The sequence below is a fragment of the Mycobacterium sp. IDUB_5 genome (genome assembly GCF_055419565.1).
The window spans coordinates 126,763-148,657 of record NZ_JBVAXX010000005.1; the positions used below are offsets into that span (position 1 = coordinate 126,763).

Annotated in this window: 5 protein-coding genes; all 5 read left to right on the top strand. The window is 71.6% G+C overall.

Annotated features, from left to right (window positions below; translation table 11 throughout):
- The first annotated feature begins 58 nt into the window (after positions 1-58).
- The 5 genes from ACZY1G_RS17250 to ACZY1G_RS17270 are packed head-to-tail and all read left to right on the top strand — an operon-like array spanning position 59 to position 21,882.
- Positions 59-1,807 (top strand): AMP-binding protein, encoded by a 1,749-nt coding sequence (locus ACZY1G_RS17250; protein ID WP_463816013.1) that lies wholly within the window; start codon positions 59-61, stop codon positions 1,805-1,807.
- On the top strand, positions 1,804-6,600 hold the full coding sequence (locus ACZY1G_RS17255; protein ID WP_463823074.1) for an SDR family NAD(P)-dependent oxidoreductase: 4,797 nt from the start codon (positions 1,804-1,806) through the stop codon (positions 6,598-6,600). Before ACZY1G_RS17250 ends, ACZY1G_RS17255 begins: the two co-directional genes overlap by 4 nt.
- A 5-nt stretch (positions 6,601-6,605) precedes the next feature.
- The gene (locus ACZY1G_RS17260) at positions 6,606-12,044 is read left to right on the top strand and encodes an SDR family NAD(P)-dependent oxidoreductase (protein ID WP_463823075.1); all 5,439 of its coding nucleotides are present in this window, start codon (positions 6,606-6,608) and stop codon (positions 12,042-12,044) included.
- Positions 12,044-17,443, top strand: a complete 5,400-nt coding sequence (locus ACZY1G_RS17265) for a type I polyketide synthase (protein ID WP_463823076.1) — start codon at positions 12,044-12,046, stop codon at positions 17,441-17,443. The genes ACZY1G_RS17260 and ACZY1G_RS17265 overlap by 1 nt, the downstream gene beginning before the upstream one ends.
- Positions 17,440-21,882, top strand: coding sequence for a type I polyketide synthase (locus tag ACZY1G_RS17270; protein WP_463823077.1), 4,443 nt, complete (start codon positions 17,440-17,442; stop codon positions 21,880-21,882). The genes ACZY1G_RS17265 and ACZY1G_RS17270 overlap by 4 nt, the downstream gene beginning before the upstream one ends.
- Positions 21,883-21,895 lie beyond the last annotated feature (13 nt).

A 21,895-nucleotide genomic window follows, 5' to 3' on the forward strand; every position in this document is an offset into this window, starting at 1 on the left:
TCCCGGATCGACCCGACGCGCGAGACCATGTCGGGAGATGTCTGCGAAAGGACCACTGATGCCAGCACTGACGGCGCCCACCGTGACGACCATTCCCGCGCTCCTCGCCGACCGTGCGCAGCAGCAGCCCGACGATGACGCGTACACGTTCTTCGACTACGAGGCCGACCCCGCGGGCATCTCCGAGACGCTGACCTGGTCCGAGGTACACCACCGGGTCCGTGTGGTGGCTGCGAAGCTGGCCACGCTCGGCTCGCCCGGGGACCGCGCGGTGATCCTGGCCCCGCAGGGTCTGGAGTACATCATCGGTTTCCTCGGCGCGATCGAAGCCGGGTTCATCGCGGTCCCGCTGACGATGCCGCAGCTGCGCCAGCACGACGAACGCGTCACCGGCGCGATGAAGGACTCCCAGCCCGTCGCCGTGCTGACCACCTCGGCCGTCGTCGACGACATCCGTCATTACGGCCAACTCGACCGCCAGCGCGCGCCCAAGTTCCTCGAGGTCGACACGCTGGACTTCGATTCGCCGCTGCGTCCGGCCGCGCCCGTCGCGCTGCCCAAGACCGCCTACCTGCAGTACACGTCGGGGTCGACCCGGCTGCCCGCCGGTGTGGTCGTCAGCCACCGCAACGTGCTGGTCAACGTCGCCGAGCTGCTCACCGACTACTACGAGGCCTACCCGGACGGGCGTGCGCCAGAGGACACCACGGTGGTGTCGTGGCTGCCCTTCTATCACGACATGGGGCTGATCGTGGGTGTGTTCATCCCGATCATGCTGGGCACGCCCGCGGCGCTGATGAGCCCGATCTCGTTCATGCAGAAGCCGTCGCGGTGGATGCAGCTGCTCGGCTCCCATCCCAGCGCGTTCACCGCGGCCCCGAACTTCGCGTTCGAGCTCGCCGTCAAGCGCACCAGCGACGACGACATGGCCGGCAAGGATCTGAGCACCGTCGCGGTGATGATCAACGGCGCCGAGCGCGTGCACGGCTCCACCGTGCGCCGCTTCAACGAACGCTTCGCCGCGTTCGGTCTGTCCGACGCCGCGATGCGGCCGTCGTACGGTCTGGCCGAGGCGACGGTGTACGTGGTGGCCACAGCGGGTGGCCGCCCCCCGACGTCGGTACGGTTCGACTACGAGAAGCTGGCCGCGGGACAGGCCGAGCGCAGCGAGGTCGCCGACGACGGCACCGAGCAGATCGGGCTGGGCGTACCCCGCTCGACGACGGTTCGGGTGGTCGATCCGGAGACGCTGACGGAGAACCCGGCCGGCACGATCGGCGAGGTCTGGTTGCACGGCGACCACGTCGCCGGCGGCTACTACCAGAACCCCGAGCTGACGCAGAAGCTGTTCTCCGGCCAACTCGCCGACCCGAGCGGCGACACCCCGAAGGGGCCGTGGCTGCGTACCGGCGATCTCGGCGTGATCTTCGACGACGAGCTCTACATCGTCGGACGCATCAAGGACCTGCTGATCGTCGACGGTCGCAATCACTACCCCGACGACATCGAGGGCACGGTCGCCGAGTTCACCGGCGGCCGGGTCGCGGCGATCTCGGTGCCCGACGGGGCCAGCGAGAAGCTGGTGGTGATCGCCGAGCTGAAGAAGCAGGTCGATCCGGCGCAGCTGGACGCGGTCACGCAGAAGGTCACCTCGGCGATCTCGATGACCCACAGCGTGCGGCTCGCCGACTTCGCGTTGGTGCCGCCGGGCTCGCTGCCGCTGACCACCAGCGGCAAGGTGCGCCGCGCCATGAGCGCAGACCTCTACCGCGACAACAAGTTCAACCGGTTGGACGCCACTAGATGACCTCTGCTTTCGACGAGGCTGCTGTTCGTCGCTGGTTGACCGACTACCTGGTCACGAACAACGGTTGCAGTCCTGAGCACATCGCGCGCGGCGCCTCGATGCACGACCTCGGGGTGGGTTCGCGCGACGCCGTGGTGCTGACCGGCGTGCTGTCGGAGTACCTGGGCAGGCCGGTGTCGCCGGTGGACTTCTGGCAGTACCCGACGGTCGACGCACTGGCGAAGTTCCTCACCGGCGGCGAGGTCGAGCCGGTCGACGATGCAGTCGGGGTGCGGTCGGGTGGCTCGACCGACGAGCCGATCGCCGTCGTCGGGCTGGGGCTCCGGCTGCCCGGTGGGGAGGAAGCCGACGGCAACATCGAGGGCCCGGACGCGTTCTGGGACTTCCTCACCGAGGGCCGGTCCTCGGTGGTCGAGGTGCCCGCCGAGCGGTGGGCGGCGTTCGACGACGGCACTGCCGAGGGCGCCGCCGCGCTGGCGAACACCACCCGTCGGGGCTCCTACCTGCGCGACATCGACGCCTTCGATGCCGAGTTCTTCGAAGTGATCCCGCGCGAGGCCATGCGGATGGATCCGCAGCAGCGGCTGCTGCTCGAGGTCACACACGAGGCGCTGGAGAACGCGGGCATTCCCGCCGACACCCTGGCCGAGACCCGCACCGGTGTGTTCGCCGGTGCGAGCGCCGCGGACTACGCGCAGCTCGGCGCCGCGGACCTGAGCGCGATCGACGCCTGGTACAGCACCGGCGGGTCGATCAGCATCATCGCCAACCGCATCTCCTACTTCTTCGATTTCCGCGGCCCGTCGGTCACCGTCGACACGGCGTGCTCGTCGTCGTTGGTGGCGATCCATCTGGCGTGCCAGAGCCTGCGGGCCGGCGATTCGGACGTGGCGTTGGCGGCCGGCGTGAACCTGCTGCTGTCGCCCGCGGGCACGCGCAGTCTGGACCAGGCCGACGCGATGTCGAAGACCGGGCAGTGCCACGCGTTCGACGCGGCCGCCGACGGGTTCGTGCGCGGCGAGGGCTGCGGCGTGGCGGTGCTCAAGCGCCTGTCCGATGCGCAGCGCGACGGCGACCGGGTGCTGGCGGTGATCCGCGGTTCGGCGGTCAACCAGGACGGCCGGTCCAACGGGTTGATGGCGCCGAACCCGTCGGCTCAGATGGCCGTGCTGCGCGCCGCCTACGCGACTGCCGGGGTGGACCCGCGCGAGGTCGACTACGTGGAGGCGCATGGCACCGGCACGCTGCTCGGTGATCCGATCGAGGCGCGCGCGCTGGGCACAGTGCTGGGCAAGGGCCGGCCCGCGGACCGTCCGCTGCTGCTGGGTGCGGTGAAGTCCAACCTGGGGCACTTGGAGGCCGCGGCGGGTATCGCCGGCTTCGCCAAGGCCGTTCTGGCGTTGCAGCACAACATGATTCCCGCTAACCGCGGCTACCAGAACCCGAACCCACACATCCCGTTCGACAAGCTCCGCCTGGCCGTGGTCGCCGAGCACACCGAGTGGGCGCCGGCCGGGCGGCCGCGCCGGGCCGGGATCTCGTCGTTCGGCTTCGGCGGCACCAACGCCCACGTCGTCATCGAACAGCCGCCGGTCGCGGTGCCTGCCGACGTGCCGGACGACGCTGCCGTCACCACCCTGGTGGTCTCTGGCCGCGCGCCGCAGCGGGTCGCCGCGCAGGCCGGGATGTTGGCGGAGTGGATGGCCGGTGCGGGCGCGGAGGCGTCGCTGGGCGACGTCGCGCATGCGCTGAACCATCACCGCTCCCAGCACCCCACGTTCGGGACGGTCGCCGCGCGCACCCGCACCGATGCGATCGCCGGTTTGCAGGCATTGGCCGCCGGCCAGTCGGCACCCGGTGTGGTCCCCGCGGGCGCCAGCGTTCCGAAGCCGGGCACGGTGTTCGTGTATTCGGGGCAGGGTTCGCAGTGGGCGGGGATGGGTCGGCAGTTGCTGGCCGATGAGCCGGCGTTTGCCGCTGCCGTGGCGGAGATCGAGCCGGTGTTCGTGGACAAGGTCGGGTTCTCGCTGCAGCAGGTGATCGCCGAGGGTCGTGCGGTCAGCGGGGATGCCGAGGTGCAGCCGGTGCTGCTGGGTCTGCAGTTGGCGTTGACCGAGTTGTGGCGCTCGTATGGGGTGCATCCGGATGCGGTGATCGGGCATTCGATGGGTGAGGTGACCGCTGCCGTGGTCGCGGGGGCGTTGAGCCTGGCTGACGGCTTGACGGTGATCGCGGCCCGGTCCTCGATCATGGCGCGCCTGGCCGGCCAGGGCGCCGTCGCGCTGCTCGCCGTCGACGAGGACACCGCCGCCGAGCACATCACGTCGTACCCGAGCGTCGAGATCGCCGGCTACCTGTCGCCGCGCCAGACGGTCGTGGCCGGGCTGCCCGACGAGGTCGATGCCGTCATCGCCGCCGTCGCCGCACAGAACGCGTTCGCCCGTCGCGTCAACATGGTCGTCGCGTCGCACACCGCCCTGATGGATCCGGTGCTGGCCGACATCGGTGCGGCGCTCTCGGGCATCACGCCCGCGGCACCGACGCTGCAGTTCCTGTCGACGGTCGTCGATCCCGCGCAGCCGCCCACATTCGACGCCGACTACTGGGTGGCCAACGTGCGCCAGCCGGTGCGCTTCAGCCGCGCCGTCGCCGCCGCGGCCGTCGACCACGGCACCTTCGTCGAGATCAGCCCCCACGCCACGATGGGTCAACCGATCGCCGCGACCCTGGCAGAGGAGGCCGGCATCCTGTCACTGGGCACCCTTGCCCGTGACGCGGACGACACCGTCACGTTCCACACGAACCTCAACGCCACCCACACCACGCGGCCGCCGCAGACGCCGCATCACGGCGAGCCGCACGTGGTGTTGCCCGCCACCCCGTGGCAGCACACCAGGCACTGGGTGGACGTGCGGCCGCTGCGGCGCGCCGCCGAGGTCCGGCCTGGCGCGCTGCCCGCCGACAGCACCGTGCCCGCGGAGTGGTTCTGCGCGCTGACGTGGCCGGTGAAACCGCTTGCCACGCAACCTGATCCGAGTCCCGACGGCCGATGGTTGGTGGTGGGCGACGCCCGCGTCGGCGGCCAGATGGCCCGCCTGCTGGGCGCCCCGGTCAGCACCCGGGCTGCCGGTGACGACGATCTGGCCGAGGCGGTGGCCGCCGCCAGCCACGTGCTCTTTGCTCCGGACGGCAGCGACTCCGACGAGCTCGGCTACGACCTGTTCGAGGCCGGCCGGGTGATCGCCGCGGCCGCCGCGGGCAGCCCGACTCCGCCCGCGGTGTACCTGTTGACCCGCAACGCCCAGCCGGTCGAGGAGGGGGATCGCGCTAATCCCGCGCAGGCGGTGCTCTGGGGACTCGGCCGCACGCTGGCCCTGGAACATCCCGAGATCTGGGGCGGCCTGATCGACGTCGACGCGTCGGTACCAGCTCGGGTGACCGCCCGCTGGGTGCTCGCCGAGGCGCACGCCGGCGACGGTGAGGACCAGGTGGTCTACCGGGCAGGTGCGCGCCGGGTGGCACGGCTGGTGCATCAGCTGCCCACCGCGCCGGAGGCCACCAGGCTGGATCCCGACAAGGCGCACCTGGTGATCGGCGCGACCGGCAACATCGGACCCCGCCTGATCGAAGAGCTCGCCGCAATGGGCGCGAAAACCGTTGTCGCCGTGTCCCGTAACCCGGGCAACCGGCTCGACGACCTGATCGCGCGGCTGGCGGCGACGGGAACGACAGTCGTCACCGCGGCCGCCGACGCCGCTGACGAGACGGCGCTGCGCGCGCTGTTCGACCGTTTCGGCGCCGACCTTCCCCCGCTGGGCGGGGTCTATCTCGCCGCGATGAGCGGCGGGCCGGTGACACTGGCGGACATGACCCGCGACGACGTCGTCGCGATGTTCCGCTCGAAGATGGACGCGGTCGCGCTGCTGGACGCGCTGTCGCTGGACCAGCCCGTCGACCAGTTCGTGCTGTTCTCGTCGATCTCGGGTGTGCTGGGCTCCCGCTGGCTGGCCCACTATGCCGCGACGACGACCTACCTCGACACGTTCGCGTTCGCCCGCCGCGCCGCGGGGCTGCCGGCCTGCGCGATCAACTGGGGCCTGTGGAAGTCGCTGGCCGATGTGCAGACCGGCTTCGAAAAGCAGGCCACCGCGGAGTCCGGGCTCGAGCCGATGCCCGACGACATCGCGATCTCGGCGCTGCAGCTGTTCACCGGGCCCAGCGCACCCGCCCGGGCGACGGTGGTCGCCGCCGACTGGCCTCGCCTGGCCGCGGCGTACCACACCCGCGCGCAGCTGCACATCCTCGACGATCTGCTGGCCAGCAACGACGAAGCCGGCGAGGCAGGATCCACGGCGACCGGTGACACGGCGTTTCGGGCGGCGCTGCGCGACGCGCCTGCCGAGCACCGCAGGGATTTGCTGGCCGACCACGTCTTGGGCCAGGTGGCTGCTGCGATGGGCCTGGCCTCGGCCCACACGCTGGACCCCACGGTCGGCTTCTTCCAATTCGGCATGGATTCGCTGATGAGCGTAACGTTGCAGCGCTCGCTGAGCGAAAGCCTGGGGGAGGTCCTACCCGCGTCGGTCGTCTTCGACTATCCGACCATCGAGGCACTCACCGATTATCTGGCGTCGGTGTTGCCTGAGATAATCGGGACCGCCGGTAACGACGACGAGGTCGCCGGCAGCCCTGATGCTGACCCCATCGGGGACGGTGACGCGACCAACGAGGACGCCTACGACGACCTGGCCGAAGACGAATTGCTGGCCAGGCTCTCGGAACGATTGAATTGAGTGTGATGACCGCAAGCTCAGGATCGCCCGGTTCGGGTGCCGCGCCGGACCGTCGGGCCATCATCACCGAGGCACTGCGCAAGATCGACGATCTGACCGCGAAGCTGGCCGCGGCCGACAAGGTCGACACCGAGCCGATCGCCGTCGTGGGTATCGGTGCGCGGCTGCCGGGCGGCGTGGCCGACGCCGACCAGTTCTGGCAGTTCCTGCTCGATGGCGGCAACGGCGTGATCCGGGTGCCGGCCGACCGCTGGGACGCCGACCAGTACTACTCACCGGACCACAGCGTGCCCGGCACCATCGTCAACCGCGAGGGCGGATTCCTCACCACCTGGAAGCCCGACGAGTTCGACGCGGAGTTCTTCTCGATCTCGCCGCGCGAAGCCGCAGGCATGGATCCTCAGCAGCGGCTGCTGATGGAGGTCGCGGTCGAGGCGCTGGAGAACGCCAACATCAGCCCCCGTAGCCTGCGCGGCTCGTCGACCGGCGTGTTCGTCGGCCTGACCGCCAACGACTACTTCCGCTCGGTGATCGGCGTACTGGAGCCCGAGGAGATCGACCCCTACATCCCGTTCGGCAACGCACCCAACTTCGCGGCGGGCCGGCTCTCCTACTTCCTCGGCGTGCGCGGCCCCGCGGTGGTCAGCGACACCGCGTGCTCCTCGTCGCTGGTGTCGATCCACCTGGCCTGCCAGAGCCTGCGCCGCGGCGAGAGCGACCATGCGCTGGCCGCCGGGGTGAACCTGATCCTGAGCCCCGAGAACAACATCGCCTGCTCACGCTGGGGCATGCTGTCGCCGGCGGGCCGGTGCGCGACGTTCGACGCCGACGCCGACGGCTACGTGCGCAGCGAGGGCTGCGGTGTGGTCGTGCTCAAGAGACTCTCCGACGCCCAGCGTGACGGGGACCGCGTGCTCGCGGTCGTGCGCGGGTCGGCGGTCAACCAGGACGGCGCCAGCAGCGGCCAGACCGTCCCCAACGGGCCCGCACAGCAGGAGCTGATGCGCACCGCGCTGCGCAACGCCCGGCTGGATCCGTCCGCCATCGACTACATCGAGGCGCACGGCACCGGCACCGGGCTGGGCGACCCGATCGAACTCGATGCGCTCTCGGCGGTCTACGGCGACCGCAAGGACGCGGCCCCGCTGGTGCTGGGTTCGGTGAAGACCAACCTCGGCCATCTGGAGTCCGCGGCCGGCGTCACCGGGTTCATCAAGACGGTGCTGAGCCTGCAGCACGGGTTCATCCCGAAGATGCTGCACTTCTCCGCGCTGACCCCGCAGGCCGGCGAGGGGGCGAAGAAATTCCACATCGCCGCCGAGCCGACGCCGTGGCCCGTCCATGACGCGCCGCGCCGCGCCGCGGTGTCCTCGTTCGGGGTCAGCGGCACCAACGCCCACATCGTGCTGGAACAGGCCCCCGAGGCCGAACCGGTGGCGCCGCAGCCCGAACCGCCCGTCAGCACGCTGGTCGTCACCGGCAAGACCCCGGCGCGCGTCGCGTCGTTGGCCGGCGCGCTGGCCGACTGGCTGGCCGGCCCGGCGGCCGAGCAGGTCAGCCTGGCCGATGTCGCCGAGACGCTGAACCACCGCCGCGCCCCGCATCCCCGCTTCGCCACGGTCGCCGCGACCGATCGCACCCAGGCCGTCGCGGGCCTGCGCGCCCTCGCCGAGGGCTATCCCGCGCCTGGTGTGGTGCCCGTCCACGACGGCGCATGCGGTTCCGGCGCGAAGCCCGGCACGGTGTTCCTGTACTCCGGGCAGGGCTCGCAGTGGGCCGGCATGGGTCGGCGGCTGCTCACCGAGGAGCCCGCGTTCGCGGCGGCCGTCGACGAGCTCGAACCCGACTTCGTGGCCCAGGCCGGTTTCTCGCTGCGCCAGACGCTGGAGTCCGGGGAGACCGTCGTCGGCATCGACCGAATCCAGCCGGTGCTGGTCGGTGTGCAGCTGGCGCTGACCGCGCTGTGGCGCTCCTACGGCGTCATCCCCGACGCGGTGATCGGGCACTCGATGGGTGAGGTGACCGCCGCCGTCGTCGCAGGGGCGCTGAGCCCGGCCGACGGCCTCAAGGTGATCTCCACCCGGTCGCGGCTGATGAAGCGGCTCTCCGGGCAGGGCGCGATGGCGCTGCTCGAGCTCGACGCCGCGGCCGCCGAGGAGCTGATCGCCGGCTACGACGGGCTGACCGTCGCCGTGTACGCCTCGCCGAACCAGACGGTCATCGCCGGCCCGCCGGACCAGGTCGACGCCGCCGTCGCGGTGGTCGACGCTCAGGACCGGCTGGCCCGCCGCGTCGAGGTCGACGTGGCCTCGCACCACCCGATCATCGACCCGATCCTCGGCGAGCTGCGGACCGAGCTGGCCACACTGGCGCCGCGAACGCCGACCATCCCGGTGCTCGTCACCACCGATGGCAGGCCGACCGACGGGAGCAACGTCTTCGACGCCGACCACTGGGTGGCGAACCTGCGCAACCCGGTGCGGTTCGCCCGCGCGGTTGCCACCGCGGGCGCCGACCACACGGTGTTCGTCGAGGTCAGCCCGCATCCGCTGCTGGGCTACGCGATCAAGGACACGCTCACTGGTCAGCACCACCACAGCATCGCCACGCTGCAGCGCGACGCCAACGACACGCTGACCTTCCGCACCAACCTGAACGCTGCCCACACCACGCGGCCGCCGAAGACGCCGTCGCGTCCCGGCCCGCGCGTCCAGATCCCGACCACGCCGTGGCATCACGCGCACCACTGGATTCAGACGGCGGCCATGCGCGCCGCCGCCGGTGCGGCCACAGGGGCCTCGGCGGCGCCGGCCGCGCGTGCCGAGGGCGGTCACCACGAGTGGTTGCACGAGCTGACCTGGCCGGTGCGCGACCTGGCCGGCGACCGCGCCGAGGGCACGTTCGCGGTGATCTCCGAGGACGCCGAGCTGGCGAGCGCGCTGGGTGCTCGAGCGCTCCGGCTCGACGAGGTCGGCGGTGCAGGCGCCGCCGATGTCGTCGTCTACGCACCCGCGGTCCCGGCGCAGCGCTTCGACGCCGCCGCGGCCTATCAGATGTTCGACGAACTGCGACGCGTCGTCGTCGCGCTCGCCGGAATGGAGTCAGCGCCAAGGCTTTTGGTGGTCACCCGCAACGCCCAGCCGGTCGCCGAGGGTGACCGGGCGAACCCGGCGCACGCGGTGCTGTGGGGACAGGGGCGCACGCTCGCGCTGGAGCACCCCGAGTTCTGGGGTGGCCTGGTCGACGTCGACGAGACGTTGCCCGCCGAGCTGCTAGGCGCCTACCTGCGCGCCGAGGCTTCTGCCATCGAGACGTCGAGCGGCACCGACCGCGACGACCAGGTCGTCTACCGGGCAGGGGAGCGGCGGGTGCCGCGCCTGGCGCCCCGCGCACTGCCCTCAGTCGCGGTGAACCGGTTGGAGAACAACACCAGCCACCTCGTCGTCGGCGCGACCGGCAACGTCGGCCCGTACCTGATCCGCCAGCTCGCCGACATGGGCGCGGCGACCGTGGTCGCGGTGTCGCGGCGCGGCACCGGGCTGGCCGACCTGACCGCCGAGCTGGCCGCCAAGGGCACCACGCTGGTCGAGGTCGCCGCCGACGCCGGCGACGACGCGTCGATGGCCGCGGTGTTCGAGCGCTTCGGCCGGGACCTGCCGCCGCTGGACGGCGTCTACCTGGCCTCGCTGGCGGGCGGTGAGGCACTGCTGACCGAGATGACCGACGACGACCTGCGGCCCATGTTCCGGGCCAAGGTCCACGCGGCCGCGGTGCTACACAAGCTGTCGCTGACCACGCCGGTGCGGCGCTTCGTGCTGTTCTCGTCGATCACCGGGCTGCTCGGCTCCCGCGCGGTCGCCCACTACACGGCGGCCAACGCCTATGCCGACGCGTTCGCCTACGCGCGGCGCGCACTGGGCCTGCCGGCGACGGTCGTCGACTGGGGTCTGTGGAAGTCCTGGTCCGACGCCCAGCCGCAGATGAAGGCCGCCGGGCTGGAGCCCATGCCCAACGACATCGCGATCCGCATGCTGCCGACGGTGCTCAGCCCGCAGGCCGGCACGCAGATCGTGCTCGCCGGCGCCGACTGGCCGCGCCTGGCCGAGGCCTACCGCATGCGTGCCGCGGTCAAGGTGCTCGACCGCCTGGTCGCCGGGCCGGCCGAGGATGCCGACCTGACGGCTCTCGCGGCCGCCCAGTGGGGCACGGTGCTCGGCGAGCCGGTCGAATCGGCCGACCACGAGCATCTGTGGCAGGCGCGGTTGCTGCCCGGCGAGCGCACGTGGTCGAACGCGCACCGGGTACGCGGCGTCGAGGTGGTGCCCGTGTCGGTCGTGCTGCACACGCTGTCGGTCGTGGCCGACAGCGTGGGTGGCGGGAAGGCCGCGGGAGACATCCGGTTCGAGTACCCGATCCTCGCCGACGCCCCGAAGGTGATCCACGCCGTCGCCGACGGGGACACGCTGACCATCTGGTCCAGCCCGGCCCCCGACACCGCCCAGCAGCGCTGGACCCGGCACGCCAGCGCCACGCTGACCACGGCGCCGCAGCAGGCGCCTCACGGCGACCAGACCCCGGTCGGCACCGTGTTCGACGGTGCCGCGATCGAGGACATGCAGCGCGCGTGGGGTGTGGAAGGCCGACCGTTCGAGTGGACCGTCGCCGACGCCACGGCGACCACATCCGGCGCGCGAGGCACCGTCGAGGTGCCCGCCACCGATTCGCCTGCCGCGGCCCTTCTGGACGCCGCGGTGCACGTGGCCCGCCTGGCCGACGCCGACAACGCCGCACTGCTGCTGCCCGCTGGCGCCGAGAGCCTCACCGAAAACGGCGACGCAGCGGTTGGCACCGCCGCGATCGAGGTGGTCCGGCGCGGCGGCGACGGGGCCGCTCTGGTCGTCGACGCGCAGGTCACCGGCCCCGACGGCACCGTCTGGGTCGACGTGCGTGGATTGACGTTCGCGCCGGTCGAATCCGCACCAGCTCCTGCGATCGGCGACACCGCCTCTGCCGCGGCCGAATTCATCGACTGGTCGACGATGTCGGGCACGGAGACGCTGGAGACGCTGCGGGTGCGTCTGCGCGCCATCCTGGCCCGCGAGCTGGGTATGCCCGAGACGGCGGTCGACGTCGACTCGGCGTTCCCGGAGCTCGGCCTGGACTCGATGATGGCGATGAACCTGCTGCGCGACGCCAAGGCGCTGGTCCGCATCGACCTGTCGGCAACCATGCTGTGGAATCACCCGTCGATCGCGCAGCTGTCGGAGTTCGTGGCCGAACTGCTGGCCCCCACCCGACAGGCCCACGAGCAGGCTGCCGCCGCCGAATCCGAGGAGGAGCCCGATGCGGGCGACGACTCCGACGAGTTCAGCCTCGACGACCTCTTCGACAGCATCGAATCTTCCGTCGAGTCGGCCAATGCCGGCAGTGAGGGCACCATCTGATGACGACCCCCAAGCCAAAAACCACCTTCGACCGCATCTCGGGCATGTCCGCCGAGCAGCGGGACAAGCTGGCTGAGCAGTTCGAGAAGGCGTCGCGGGTCACCGGGGCCGAGCCGATCGCCGTCGTCGGCATCGGCTGCCGGCTCCCCGGCGGGGTCACCGGTCCCGACAGCTTCTGGAAGCTGCTGGAGAGCGGCACCGACGCGGTGACGGTGGTGCCCGCCGACCGCTGGGACGCCGAGGCGTTCTACGACACCGACATGAGCGTGCCGGGCCGGATGCCCACCAAGTGGGGCGCGTACCTCAACGACATCACCGGCTTCGACGCCGACTTCTTCGGCATCACCCCGCGCGAGGCGATGTCGATGGACCCTCAGCAGCGGGTGGCCCTCGAGGTCGCGTGGGAAGCGCTGGAGAACGCCGGTTACGCCCCCGATCAACTGGGTGAATCCCGCACCGCGGTGATGCTGGGCGTCTACTACAGCGAGTATCACAACGCGACGCCGGAGAACGCCGACTCGATCGACGCCTACTCGGCGACCGGCAATGCGCACAGCGTCACCGTCGGCCGCATCGCCTACCTGCTGGGTCTCAAGGGCCCGGCGGTGGCCGTGGACACCGCGTGCTCGTCGTCGCTGGTGTCGATCCACCTGGCCTGCCAGAGCCTGCGCATGCGTGAGAGCGACCTCGCGCTCGCCGGCGGCGTCAACCTGAACCTGCGGCCGGAAACCCAACTGGCCCTTGCCAAGTGGGGCATGCTCTCCCCGCACGGGCACTGCTACGCCTTCGATTCGCGTGCCGACGGGTTCGTGCGCGGCGAGGGTGCGGGCATGGTGGTGCTCAAGCGCCTGACCGACGCGGTGCGCGACGGGGACCGGGTGCTCGGCGTGGTGCGCGGCTCGGCGGTCAACCAGGACGGCCGGTCCAACGGCCTGACCGCACCCAATGCGCCGTCGCAGCGCGACGTGCTGACCCGGGCGCTGAAGTCGGCCGACGTCGCCGCGGGCACCGTCGACTACGTCGAATGCCACGGCACCGGAACGGCTCTGGGCGATCCGATCGAATTCGACGCGCTGGCTGCGATCTACGGCAAGGGCGACGTGCCCTGCGCGCTGGGCACCGTCAAGACCAACATGGGTCACCTCGAGGCGGCGGCCGGCGTGGCCGGGTTCATCAAGACCGTGCTGACGCTGGCGCACGGCACGATCGCGCCGAACCTGAACTTCGAGACGTGGAACCCGCAGATCGATCCGAAGCCGACCCGCCTCTACGTGCCCACTGAGGCGACGCCGTGGCCGGCCAGCGATCACCCACGCCGAGCCGCGGTGTCGTCGTTCGGCTTCAGCGGCACCAACGCCCACATCGTGCTGGAGCAGGGCCCCGAGCCGGCGCCCGCATCCGTCGACCCGACCCCGGCGGTCACCACGCTCGTCGTGTCCGGGAAGACCCCAGCACGGCTCGCGGCCTCGGCGCAGTCGCTGGCCGACTGGCTCGCCGGTGACGGCGCATCGGTGCCGCTGACCGACGTCGCCTACACCGTCAACCATCACCGCAGCCGCTACTCGACCATCGCCACGGTGTGCGCCCGCACCCACGACGAGGCTGTCACCGGCTTGCGCGCGCTGGCCGCCGGTCAGCCCGCACCCGGAGTGATCGGGGCCCACGACTCCCGCCTCGGCAAGGGCACCGTGTTCCTGTACTCCGGCCAGGGCGCGCAGTGGGCCGGGATGGGCAAGGCGCTGCTGGCCGAGGAGCCGGCGTTCGCCAAGGCCGTCGACGAGCTCGAACCCGCGTTCGTCGACAAGGTCGGCTTCTCGCTGCGCCAGACTCTCGAGGCCGGGGAGCCGGTCGTGGGCATCGACCGCATCCAGCCGGTGCTGGTCGGCATGCAGCTGGCACTGACCGAGCTCTGGCGCTCCTACGGCGTGGAACCCGACGCGGTGATCGGCCATTCGATGGGGGAGGCCACCGCCGCCGTCGTGGCCGGTGTGCTCACCCCCGCCGAGGGTTTCGACATCATCGCCACCCGCACCCGGCTGATGAAGCGGTTGTCCGGCCAGGGCGCGATGGCGCTGCTCGAGCTCGACCCCGCCGCGGCGGAGAAGCTGATCGCCGACAAGCCGGACGTGACGATCGCGGTGTACGCCTCGCCGAAGCAGGTTGTCATCGCCGGCCCGCCCGAGCAGGTCGACGAACTGGTCGCCACGGTCGACCGGCAGGGTCGGTTGGCCCGCCGCGTCGAGGTGGACGTCGCGTCGCATCACCCGACGATCGATCCGGTGCTGCCGGAGCTGCGGGAGGCGCTGGCGTCGCTGAAGCCGGCCGCGCCGAAGATCCCGCTGATCTCCACCGTGGCCTACACCGGCGATGCGCCGCTCTACACCGCCGACTACTGGGCCGCGAACCTGCGCAACCCGGTCCGGTTCAGCCAGGCCGTGCACGAGGCCAGCGCCGAGAACAGCGCGTTCATCGAGATCAGCCCGCACCCGCTGCTGTCCCACGCGATCAACGACACGCTGGCCGCGCAGTCGGTCAGCAAGCGGTTCCACGTCGGATCGACCGTGAACCGGGACACCCCCGAGACGTTGGCCTTCCATGCGCAGCTCGCGGCGGTCCGCCCGCCCGCGGTCAGCGCCGAGGGCGCGGCCGGCCGGCTCGTCGACGTCCCGCCGACGGCGTGGCAGCACGTGCCGTTCTGGCTCGACGACCGCTCCGGTCACACGCAGTACGCCGGGGCGCACCCGCTGCTCGGCGTGCACGTCGAGCTGCCGTCGGGCAACGGCCACGTCTGGCAATCCGACGTCGGCACCGACGCGCATCCGTGGCTGGCCGACCACGTCGTGCACAGCCTGCCGGTCATGCCGGGCGCAGGGTTCGCCGAGATCGCGTTCGCCGCGGCGCAGGAAGCTCTCGGCCGGCCCGCGACCGGTGTGGCCGTCTCCGTCGAGGTCGAGGCCATGTTGCCGCTCGATCCGCAGACGACGCTGACCACTCAGGTGAACACCGGCGAGGACGGGGTATCGCGCGTCGAGATCCACTCCCGCTCGGAGGCGGGCGGCTGGACCCGGCACGCTGTCGGCACCGTCGCGGGCGCCGACCCCGAAACCCCGGCCAAGGTGCTGCCCGCCCCGGGCGGCACCCCGGTCTCGCCGTCGGACTTCTACACCGCGCTGCGCCGCACCGGCGCGCACCACGGCCCGGCGTTCCAGGCGCTGACCCGCATCGCCCGCGCCGCCGAGGCCGCCGACACCGAGATCGAGCTGCCGGAATCGGTGACGCCGCAGCGCGGCATCACGCTGCACCCCGTGCTGCTCGACGCGGCACTGCAGGGCCTTGCCGCCGCGATGAGCGATGCGACGCTGGCCGACTCCGGCGAGGACACCTACCTGCCGGTCGGTTTCGGCACGATCCGCGTGTTCGCGGAGGTGGGCAGGCGGGCGCACTGCCGCGCCGAGCTGGTCAGTGTCGCCGACAGCGGTGACGCCACGGGTCGGGTCACCCTGACCGACGACACCGGCACCGTTCTGGCCCGGGTCGACGACGTGCACCTCAAGCGCATCCAGCGCCGCACTGTGCCACTTCCGTTGTCGCAGAAGATTTTCGACTCCCGTTGGGTGGAATCCGCCGCCCCTGCCGCGCAGGCGGTGGCGGGGAGCTGGCTCGCGTTGGCCGACGGCGCCGCGGGGCAGAGCGCGGCGCAGGAGTTCGCCGAGCGGTTCGGCGGTCCGACCCGACGGGTCGTCACCGCCGACCTCGGCGACGAGTCCGCGGTGCGGGAGGCGTTCGCCACCGCGACGGCCGACCCCGATCTGCCGCCTGCCGGCGTGATCGTGTTCTGCGACTTCGGATCCGAGTCCGCGGATGCCGGTCTGGCGCACGCCCGGGACGTGATCTGGGGCGTGGCGGGCACGGTGCGTGCGATCGTGGGCAGCTGGCACGGCAAGGCACCTCGCCTGTGGCTGGTGACCCGCGGCGGTCTGGTGACCGCACCCTCGAAAAACTCAGACGGCGCGGGCGATCCGGCCGCCAACAGCCTCAAGGGCCTGGTCCGGGTGCTGGCCTACGAGCATCCCGACCTGAAGACCACGCTGCTCGACACCGGCGCCGACGATCCGGCCGGCGCACTGAGCGCCGAGATCGAGAGCGGCTCACCCGACGACGTCGTCGCGTGGCGTGGCGGTACCCGCCTGGTCGAGCGGCTCGCCCGCGCGGCGCTGCCGGCCACGCCCGGGCAGCTGACGGTCCGCGGCGACGGCAGCTACGTCGTCACCGGCGCTCTTGGCGGTGTCGGCATGGCGGTGGTGCGCTGGCTGGTCGGTCACGGCGCGGGCCGGCTCGTGCTCAACGGCCGCAAGGGTCCGTCCGATGAGGTGGCCGCTGAACTCGACACGCTGCGGCAGCGCTGCGAGATCGCCGTCGTGACCGGCGACATCGCCGACGCGGGCGTGGCCGAGCGACTGGTCGCCTCTGCCGAGGAGACGGGCAAGCCGATGCGCGGGCTCATCCACTCGGCCGCGGTGCTCGAGGACGAGATCTTCGTCGGCATGACCCGCGAGAGCCTCGACACCATCTGGGCGCCGAAGGCCACCGGTGCGCTGCGCCTGCACGAGGCCACCCTCGGCAAGGACCTGGACTGGTGGGTCGCCTTCAGCTCGATCGTGTCGCTGCTCGGCTCGCCCGGGCAGGCGGCCTACGCGGCCGCCAACGCATGGCTCGACGGCCTGGTGTCGGCACGGCAGGCGGCCGGGTTGCCGGCCATCGCGGTCAACTGGGGCCAGTGGGCCGACGTGGGTCTGGCCAGCACGCTGCGGTTCTCGGTGCTCGACCCGATCAGCCCGGCGGAGGGCGTCGACGCGCTCGGCGGCGTGATGGCAGCGGGCCTGCCCCGCGTCGGCATCGCCCGGCTGCGGCTGGACCGTGCCGCGGCGGCGTTCCCGGAGATCCACCAGATCGGGTTCTTCACCGACATGGTGGGCGAGCTGCAGACCGATGACATCGACGAGGACTGGGGCGGCGCCGAGGCGCTCAAGACGATGGACGCCGCCGAGGTACACCGTGTCGTCGTGGCCCGGCTGCGCCGGCGGATCTCGGCCATCATGGGCTACTCCGACGACAGCGCGGTGGACGTCGCGCAGCCGCTGACCGAGCTGGGGCTCGACTCGCTGATGGCGGTGCGGATGCGCAACACGATCCGCGGTGACTTCGGCGTCGAGCCGCCCGTCGCGCTGCTGCTACAGGGCGCGACGCTGACCGATCTCGCGGTGGACCTGATTCGTCAGCTCGGCCTGGAGGAGCAGGAGTCCGCCGAGCGTCCCAACGCCCTGCGTGAGCGCGCCCAGCAGCGCGCCGCCGCGCGTCAACGTGCCGCATCGCGGCGAAAGGTAGGACCACGATCGTGACGAGCAGTACCGCCGAGGACTTCCCGGACAACGCGATCGCCGTCATCGGCATGGCCGGGAAGTTCCCCGGTGCGGAGTCGGTGTCGGCGTTCTGGCGCAATCTGCGCGCCGGGGTGGAGTCGATCGTCGACCTCTCAGAGGGCGATCTGCTGGCCAACGGCGTCACCGAACGCGCGCTGGGCAACCGCGGATACGTCCGGCGGGCGGGGCTGATGCCGGGCATCGAGGAGTTCGACGCGGACTTCTTCGGCTTCACGCCGTACGCGGCGCGGATGCTCGACCCGCAGCACCGGCTGTTCCTGCAGGCCGTGTTCCACGCCCTCGAGGACGCCGGCTACGACCCGCAGGGTCTGGAATCCACCGTCGGCGTGTTCGGTACCAGCAGCTCCAGCGGCTACCTGCTGCACAACCTGATGTCGAACTTCGACCCGATGATGGTGATCGGGCAGGGCGCCAGCTTCGAGATGGTGAACCTGAGCCTGCAGAACGACAAGGACCATCTGGCCACCCGGGTGGCGCACCAGTTCGACTTCCGCGGCCCCGCGCTGTCGGTGGCCACGGCATGCTCGTCGTCGCTGGTCGCGGTGCACCTGGCGTGCCAGTCGATCCTCAACGGTGAGTGCGACATCGCGCTGGCCGGCGGCTCGTCGCTGCGTATCCCGCACCACGTCGGTTACTGGTACGAGCAGGGCGCGATGGTGTCCCCGACGGGACAGTGCCGGCCGTTCGACGTGCGCTCGGACGGCACGATCTTCGCCAGCGGCGTCGGCGTGGTGGTGCTCAAGGCGCTGGCCGACGCGATCGACGACGGTGACCGCATCCATGCGGTGATCCGCGGCTCGGCGCTGAACAACGACGGCGCCACGAAGATGACCTACGCCGCGCCGAATGCGCTGGGTCAGGCCGAGGTCATCGCCGAGGCGCACGCCATCGCCGGGGTGGACGCCTCGTCGATCACCTACGTCGAGACGCACGGCACCGGCACCCCGCTCGGGGATCCGATCGAGGTGGAGGGCCTGCGCCAGGCGTTCGAGCTCGCCGAGGAGACCCGCAGCGCGCCCTGCTACCTGGGCTCGGTCAAGTCCAACATCGGGCACCTGGAGACCGCGGCCGGTATCGCGGGGTTGATCAAGGCGATCCTGTGCCTGGAGCACAAGGCGATCCCGGCGACGCTGCACTACACCAGCCCGAACCCCGAACTGCACATCGACCGCGGACCGTTCCGGATCCGCAACACCGACGGCCCGTGGGAGTCCGACGGCGTCCGCCGCGCGGGCGTCAGCTCGTTCGGCGTGGGCGGCACCAACGCCCACATCGTGCTCGAGGAGGCGCCGCATACGGCAGCTCCGGCGCCGAGTGCCAAGCCGCAGGTGCTGGTGCTCTCGGCCCGCACCCAGGAGGCGCTGGCACAGTCGCGCGCGGCGCTGGCCCGTGAACTGGCCGACAGCGACGAGGTCAGCCTGCCCGACGCCGCCTACACGCTGACCCGGCGCCGCAAGGATCCGTTCCGCCTCGCCGCAGTCGTGCACGACCAGGCCAACGCCGCGACCGTGCTGTCGGCAGCCGAGACGGACAACGTCTTCGAAGGCACCGGGGTTCTCGACGCCGAAGAGTCCGGCGACCGGGTGGCGTTCCTGTTCCCCGGTCAGGGCGCCCAGCACATCGGCATGGCGCGCGGGCTCTACGACACCGAGCCGGTGTTCGCCCGCCACTTCGACGAGTGCGTGGCGGGGTTCAACGACCTCATGGGCTACGACCTGCGCGCCGAGATCTTCGACGGGGTGGGCCGCAACCTCGAGCACACCGACCGCGCGCAGCCCGCGCTGTTCACCGTCGAGTACGCGCTGGCCAAGCTGATTCAGTCCTACGGCGTGGAGCCGGCGATCATGGCGGGCCACAGCATCGGCGAGTACGCGGCCGCGACCATCTCCGGGGTGTTCGACCTCGACACCGCGATCAGGGTCGTCGCCAAGCGCGCACGGCTGATGCACGCCGCCCCGCGCGGCGTCATGGTGGCGGTCCCGCTGAGCCCGCAGGCCGTCGCCGAGTACCTCACCGGTGATGTCGACGTCGCGACGATCAACGACCCGGGCAGCTGCGTGGTGGCCGGCAGCGACGAGGCGATCCGCACGTTCCAGGCCGCGCTGGCCGAGAAGGGCGTCGCTGCGCGGCGGGTGCGTACCTCGCACGCGTTCCACTCCCGGCTGATGGACCCGGTGGTCGCCGAGTTCAGCACGTTCCTGTCCTCGGTGACGCTGAACGAGCCGCGAATCCCGTTGCTGTCGAACGTCACCGGCACGACGATGTCGGCGGCGGAGGCCACCAACCCGAACACGTGGGCGCGTCAGATCCGGGCCACGGTGCGGTTCGCCGACGAGCTCGACCTGCTGCTCTCCGCCCCGGACCGGGTGCTGGTGGAAGTCGGTCCCGGTGGCACGCTGACCTCGTCGGCGGGCCGGCATCCCCGGTGGTCGGAACGGCACCGCGCGGTGCGGTTGATGCGCCATCAGGCGCAGAACCGCAGCGACGGCGACACCTTCCTGCTCGGGTTGGGCCAGTTGTGGGCGGCCGGGGTCGACGTGAATTGGACCCCAGCGTGGACCCCGGCCGGGACCGCGGTGACCACCGACGCCGAGCCGCAGCTGGTCACCCTGCCCGGCTATCCGTTCGCCAAGCAGCGGCACTGGGTCGAGCACAACGCGACGGCGGCGTGGCTCAACGGTGCCGGTGCCAACGGGGTCGCACTCGATGCCTCCGCGCCGGCGGCCGCGCCGGCCGCCGCGGGCGGTACCTCGTCGGTCGAGACGGTGCTGGCGCAGGTCTGGGCGCAATGCCTGGGCCTGCCCGACATCGACCGCAACGCCAACTTCTTTGAGATCGGCGGCGACTCGCTGATCGCGATCAGCGTGGCGATGACGGCGGGCCACCGCGGGCTGGACCTCACCCCGCAGGATCTCTACGAGAACCAGACCGTGTCGTCACTGGCGAAGGTGCTGACCGCCCGCTACGCCGAAGGCGGTCTGGCCCGGCAGTCGATGGACGACGTCGTCACCCCGCCGGTGCCGCCGAACGTCGCGTACTTCCTCGAGCACGGTCTGCGTGACGTCGGCCGCTGGCGCACCCCCGTGGTGCTGGGTCTGCGCGCCGACATCGGCGAGGACGACGTGCGTGCGGTGCTGACCGCGGTCACCGCGGCCCACGACGCGCTGCGGGTGCACCTCGTGGAGCGGGCCGGCACGTGGGAGCAGCACATCGTCGAACCCGGCGAGTTCACCGAGCTGATCGTGACGGCGCTGCCCGACGGCGTGGCCGCGGGCAGCCCGCAGGAGCGCGAGGCCGTGCAGGCGGCGCTCGACGAGCAGGTGCGCGAGCACCAACTGCTCACCGCACCGTTGACCGCGACGTTCCTGCGTGGCGCGCACGGCGGCCGGTCGTCTCTGGCACTGACCCTGCACGGGGTCGCCAGCGGACCCGGAGACGACGGCACCTCGCGGGACGTGTTGCTCACCGATCTGGTCACCGCGTTCTCGCAGCGGATGGCGGGGGAGGAGATCTCCCTGGCCCCGGTGCCCACGTCGTGGCGGGAGTGGTCGCAGCGCTGCGCCGGACTGGTCACCCACCCGGCCGTGCTGGACAGTCGCGATTACTGGCTGCAGGTCGCCCGCGCCGCCACGGTCACCGTGGCCGGGCCCGAACCGGCCGAGCGGCCGGGCGCCGACGACCTGGTGCGGCTGTCGACGTCGCTGTCGCCCGCCGAGACCGGGGAGATCGACGACACCCGGCGGCGGTTGCGGCTGCCCGTCGAGGAGATCCTGCTGGCCGCCCTGGGCCGGACCGTGGCCGCCACGGTCGGCGAGGGCACCGTGGCCGTCGACCTCGGGGGTCGCGGTCGTTCCGTGCTCAAGCCCGACGTCGACCTGCAGCGCACCGTCGGGTGGTTCTCCACTCTGCACCCGGTCGCGCTTCCGGCGGCACAGCAGAGCGCCGCGTCGGCACTGCTCGACGACGTGCGGGACACGCTGAAGGCCGTGCCGCACTACGGCATCGGCTACGGGCTGTTGCGCTACCTGTTCGCGCCGACCGCACGGGCGTTGTCCGCCACCCGGCCTGCCGACATCCTGTTCACCCACGTCGGCACCATCCCCGACGTGCCCGCCGAACAGCCCGAGGACGCCGCGGTCCGGTTCGACACCGACACCGCGATGCCGATCCGGGACGCGCTGCCCGGGTTGGGGCATGCCCTGGAGCTGCGGGTCTACCGCTCGGCCGGGGTGCTCTACACCGACTGGTGGTACGACAGCCGGCGGCTGGGGCCCACCGATGTGGAATCCTTTGCCCGGCACTACTCGACCGCTCTGCTGGAGATCACGCGGGAAGCGCTGGCCGCCGAGGACACCGATGCGGCCGGTGACGAGCTGGCGCTCGTCGATCTCTCGTGACACGGCTCAACCG

Excerpts from the sequence above, each read along its gene's own strand:
- ACZY1G_RS17250 (WP_463816013.1), top strand. The coding sequence starts at position 59 with ATGCCAGCACTGACGGCGCCCACCGTGACGACCATTCCCGCGCTCCTC.
- ACZY1G_RS17255 (WP_463823074.1), top strand. The coding sequence starts at position 1,804 with ATGACCTCTGCTTTCGACGAGGCTGCTGTTCGTCGCTGGTTGACCGAC.
- ACZY1G_RS17260 (WP_463823075.1), top strand. The coding sequence starts at position 6,606 with ATGACCGCAAGCTCAGGATCGCCCGGTTCGGGTGCCGCGCCGGACCGT.
- ACZY1G_RS17265 (WP_463823076.1), top strand. The coding sequence starts at position 12,044 with ATGACGACCCCCAAGCCAAAAACCACCTTCGACCGCATCTCGGGCATG.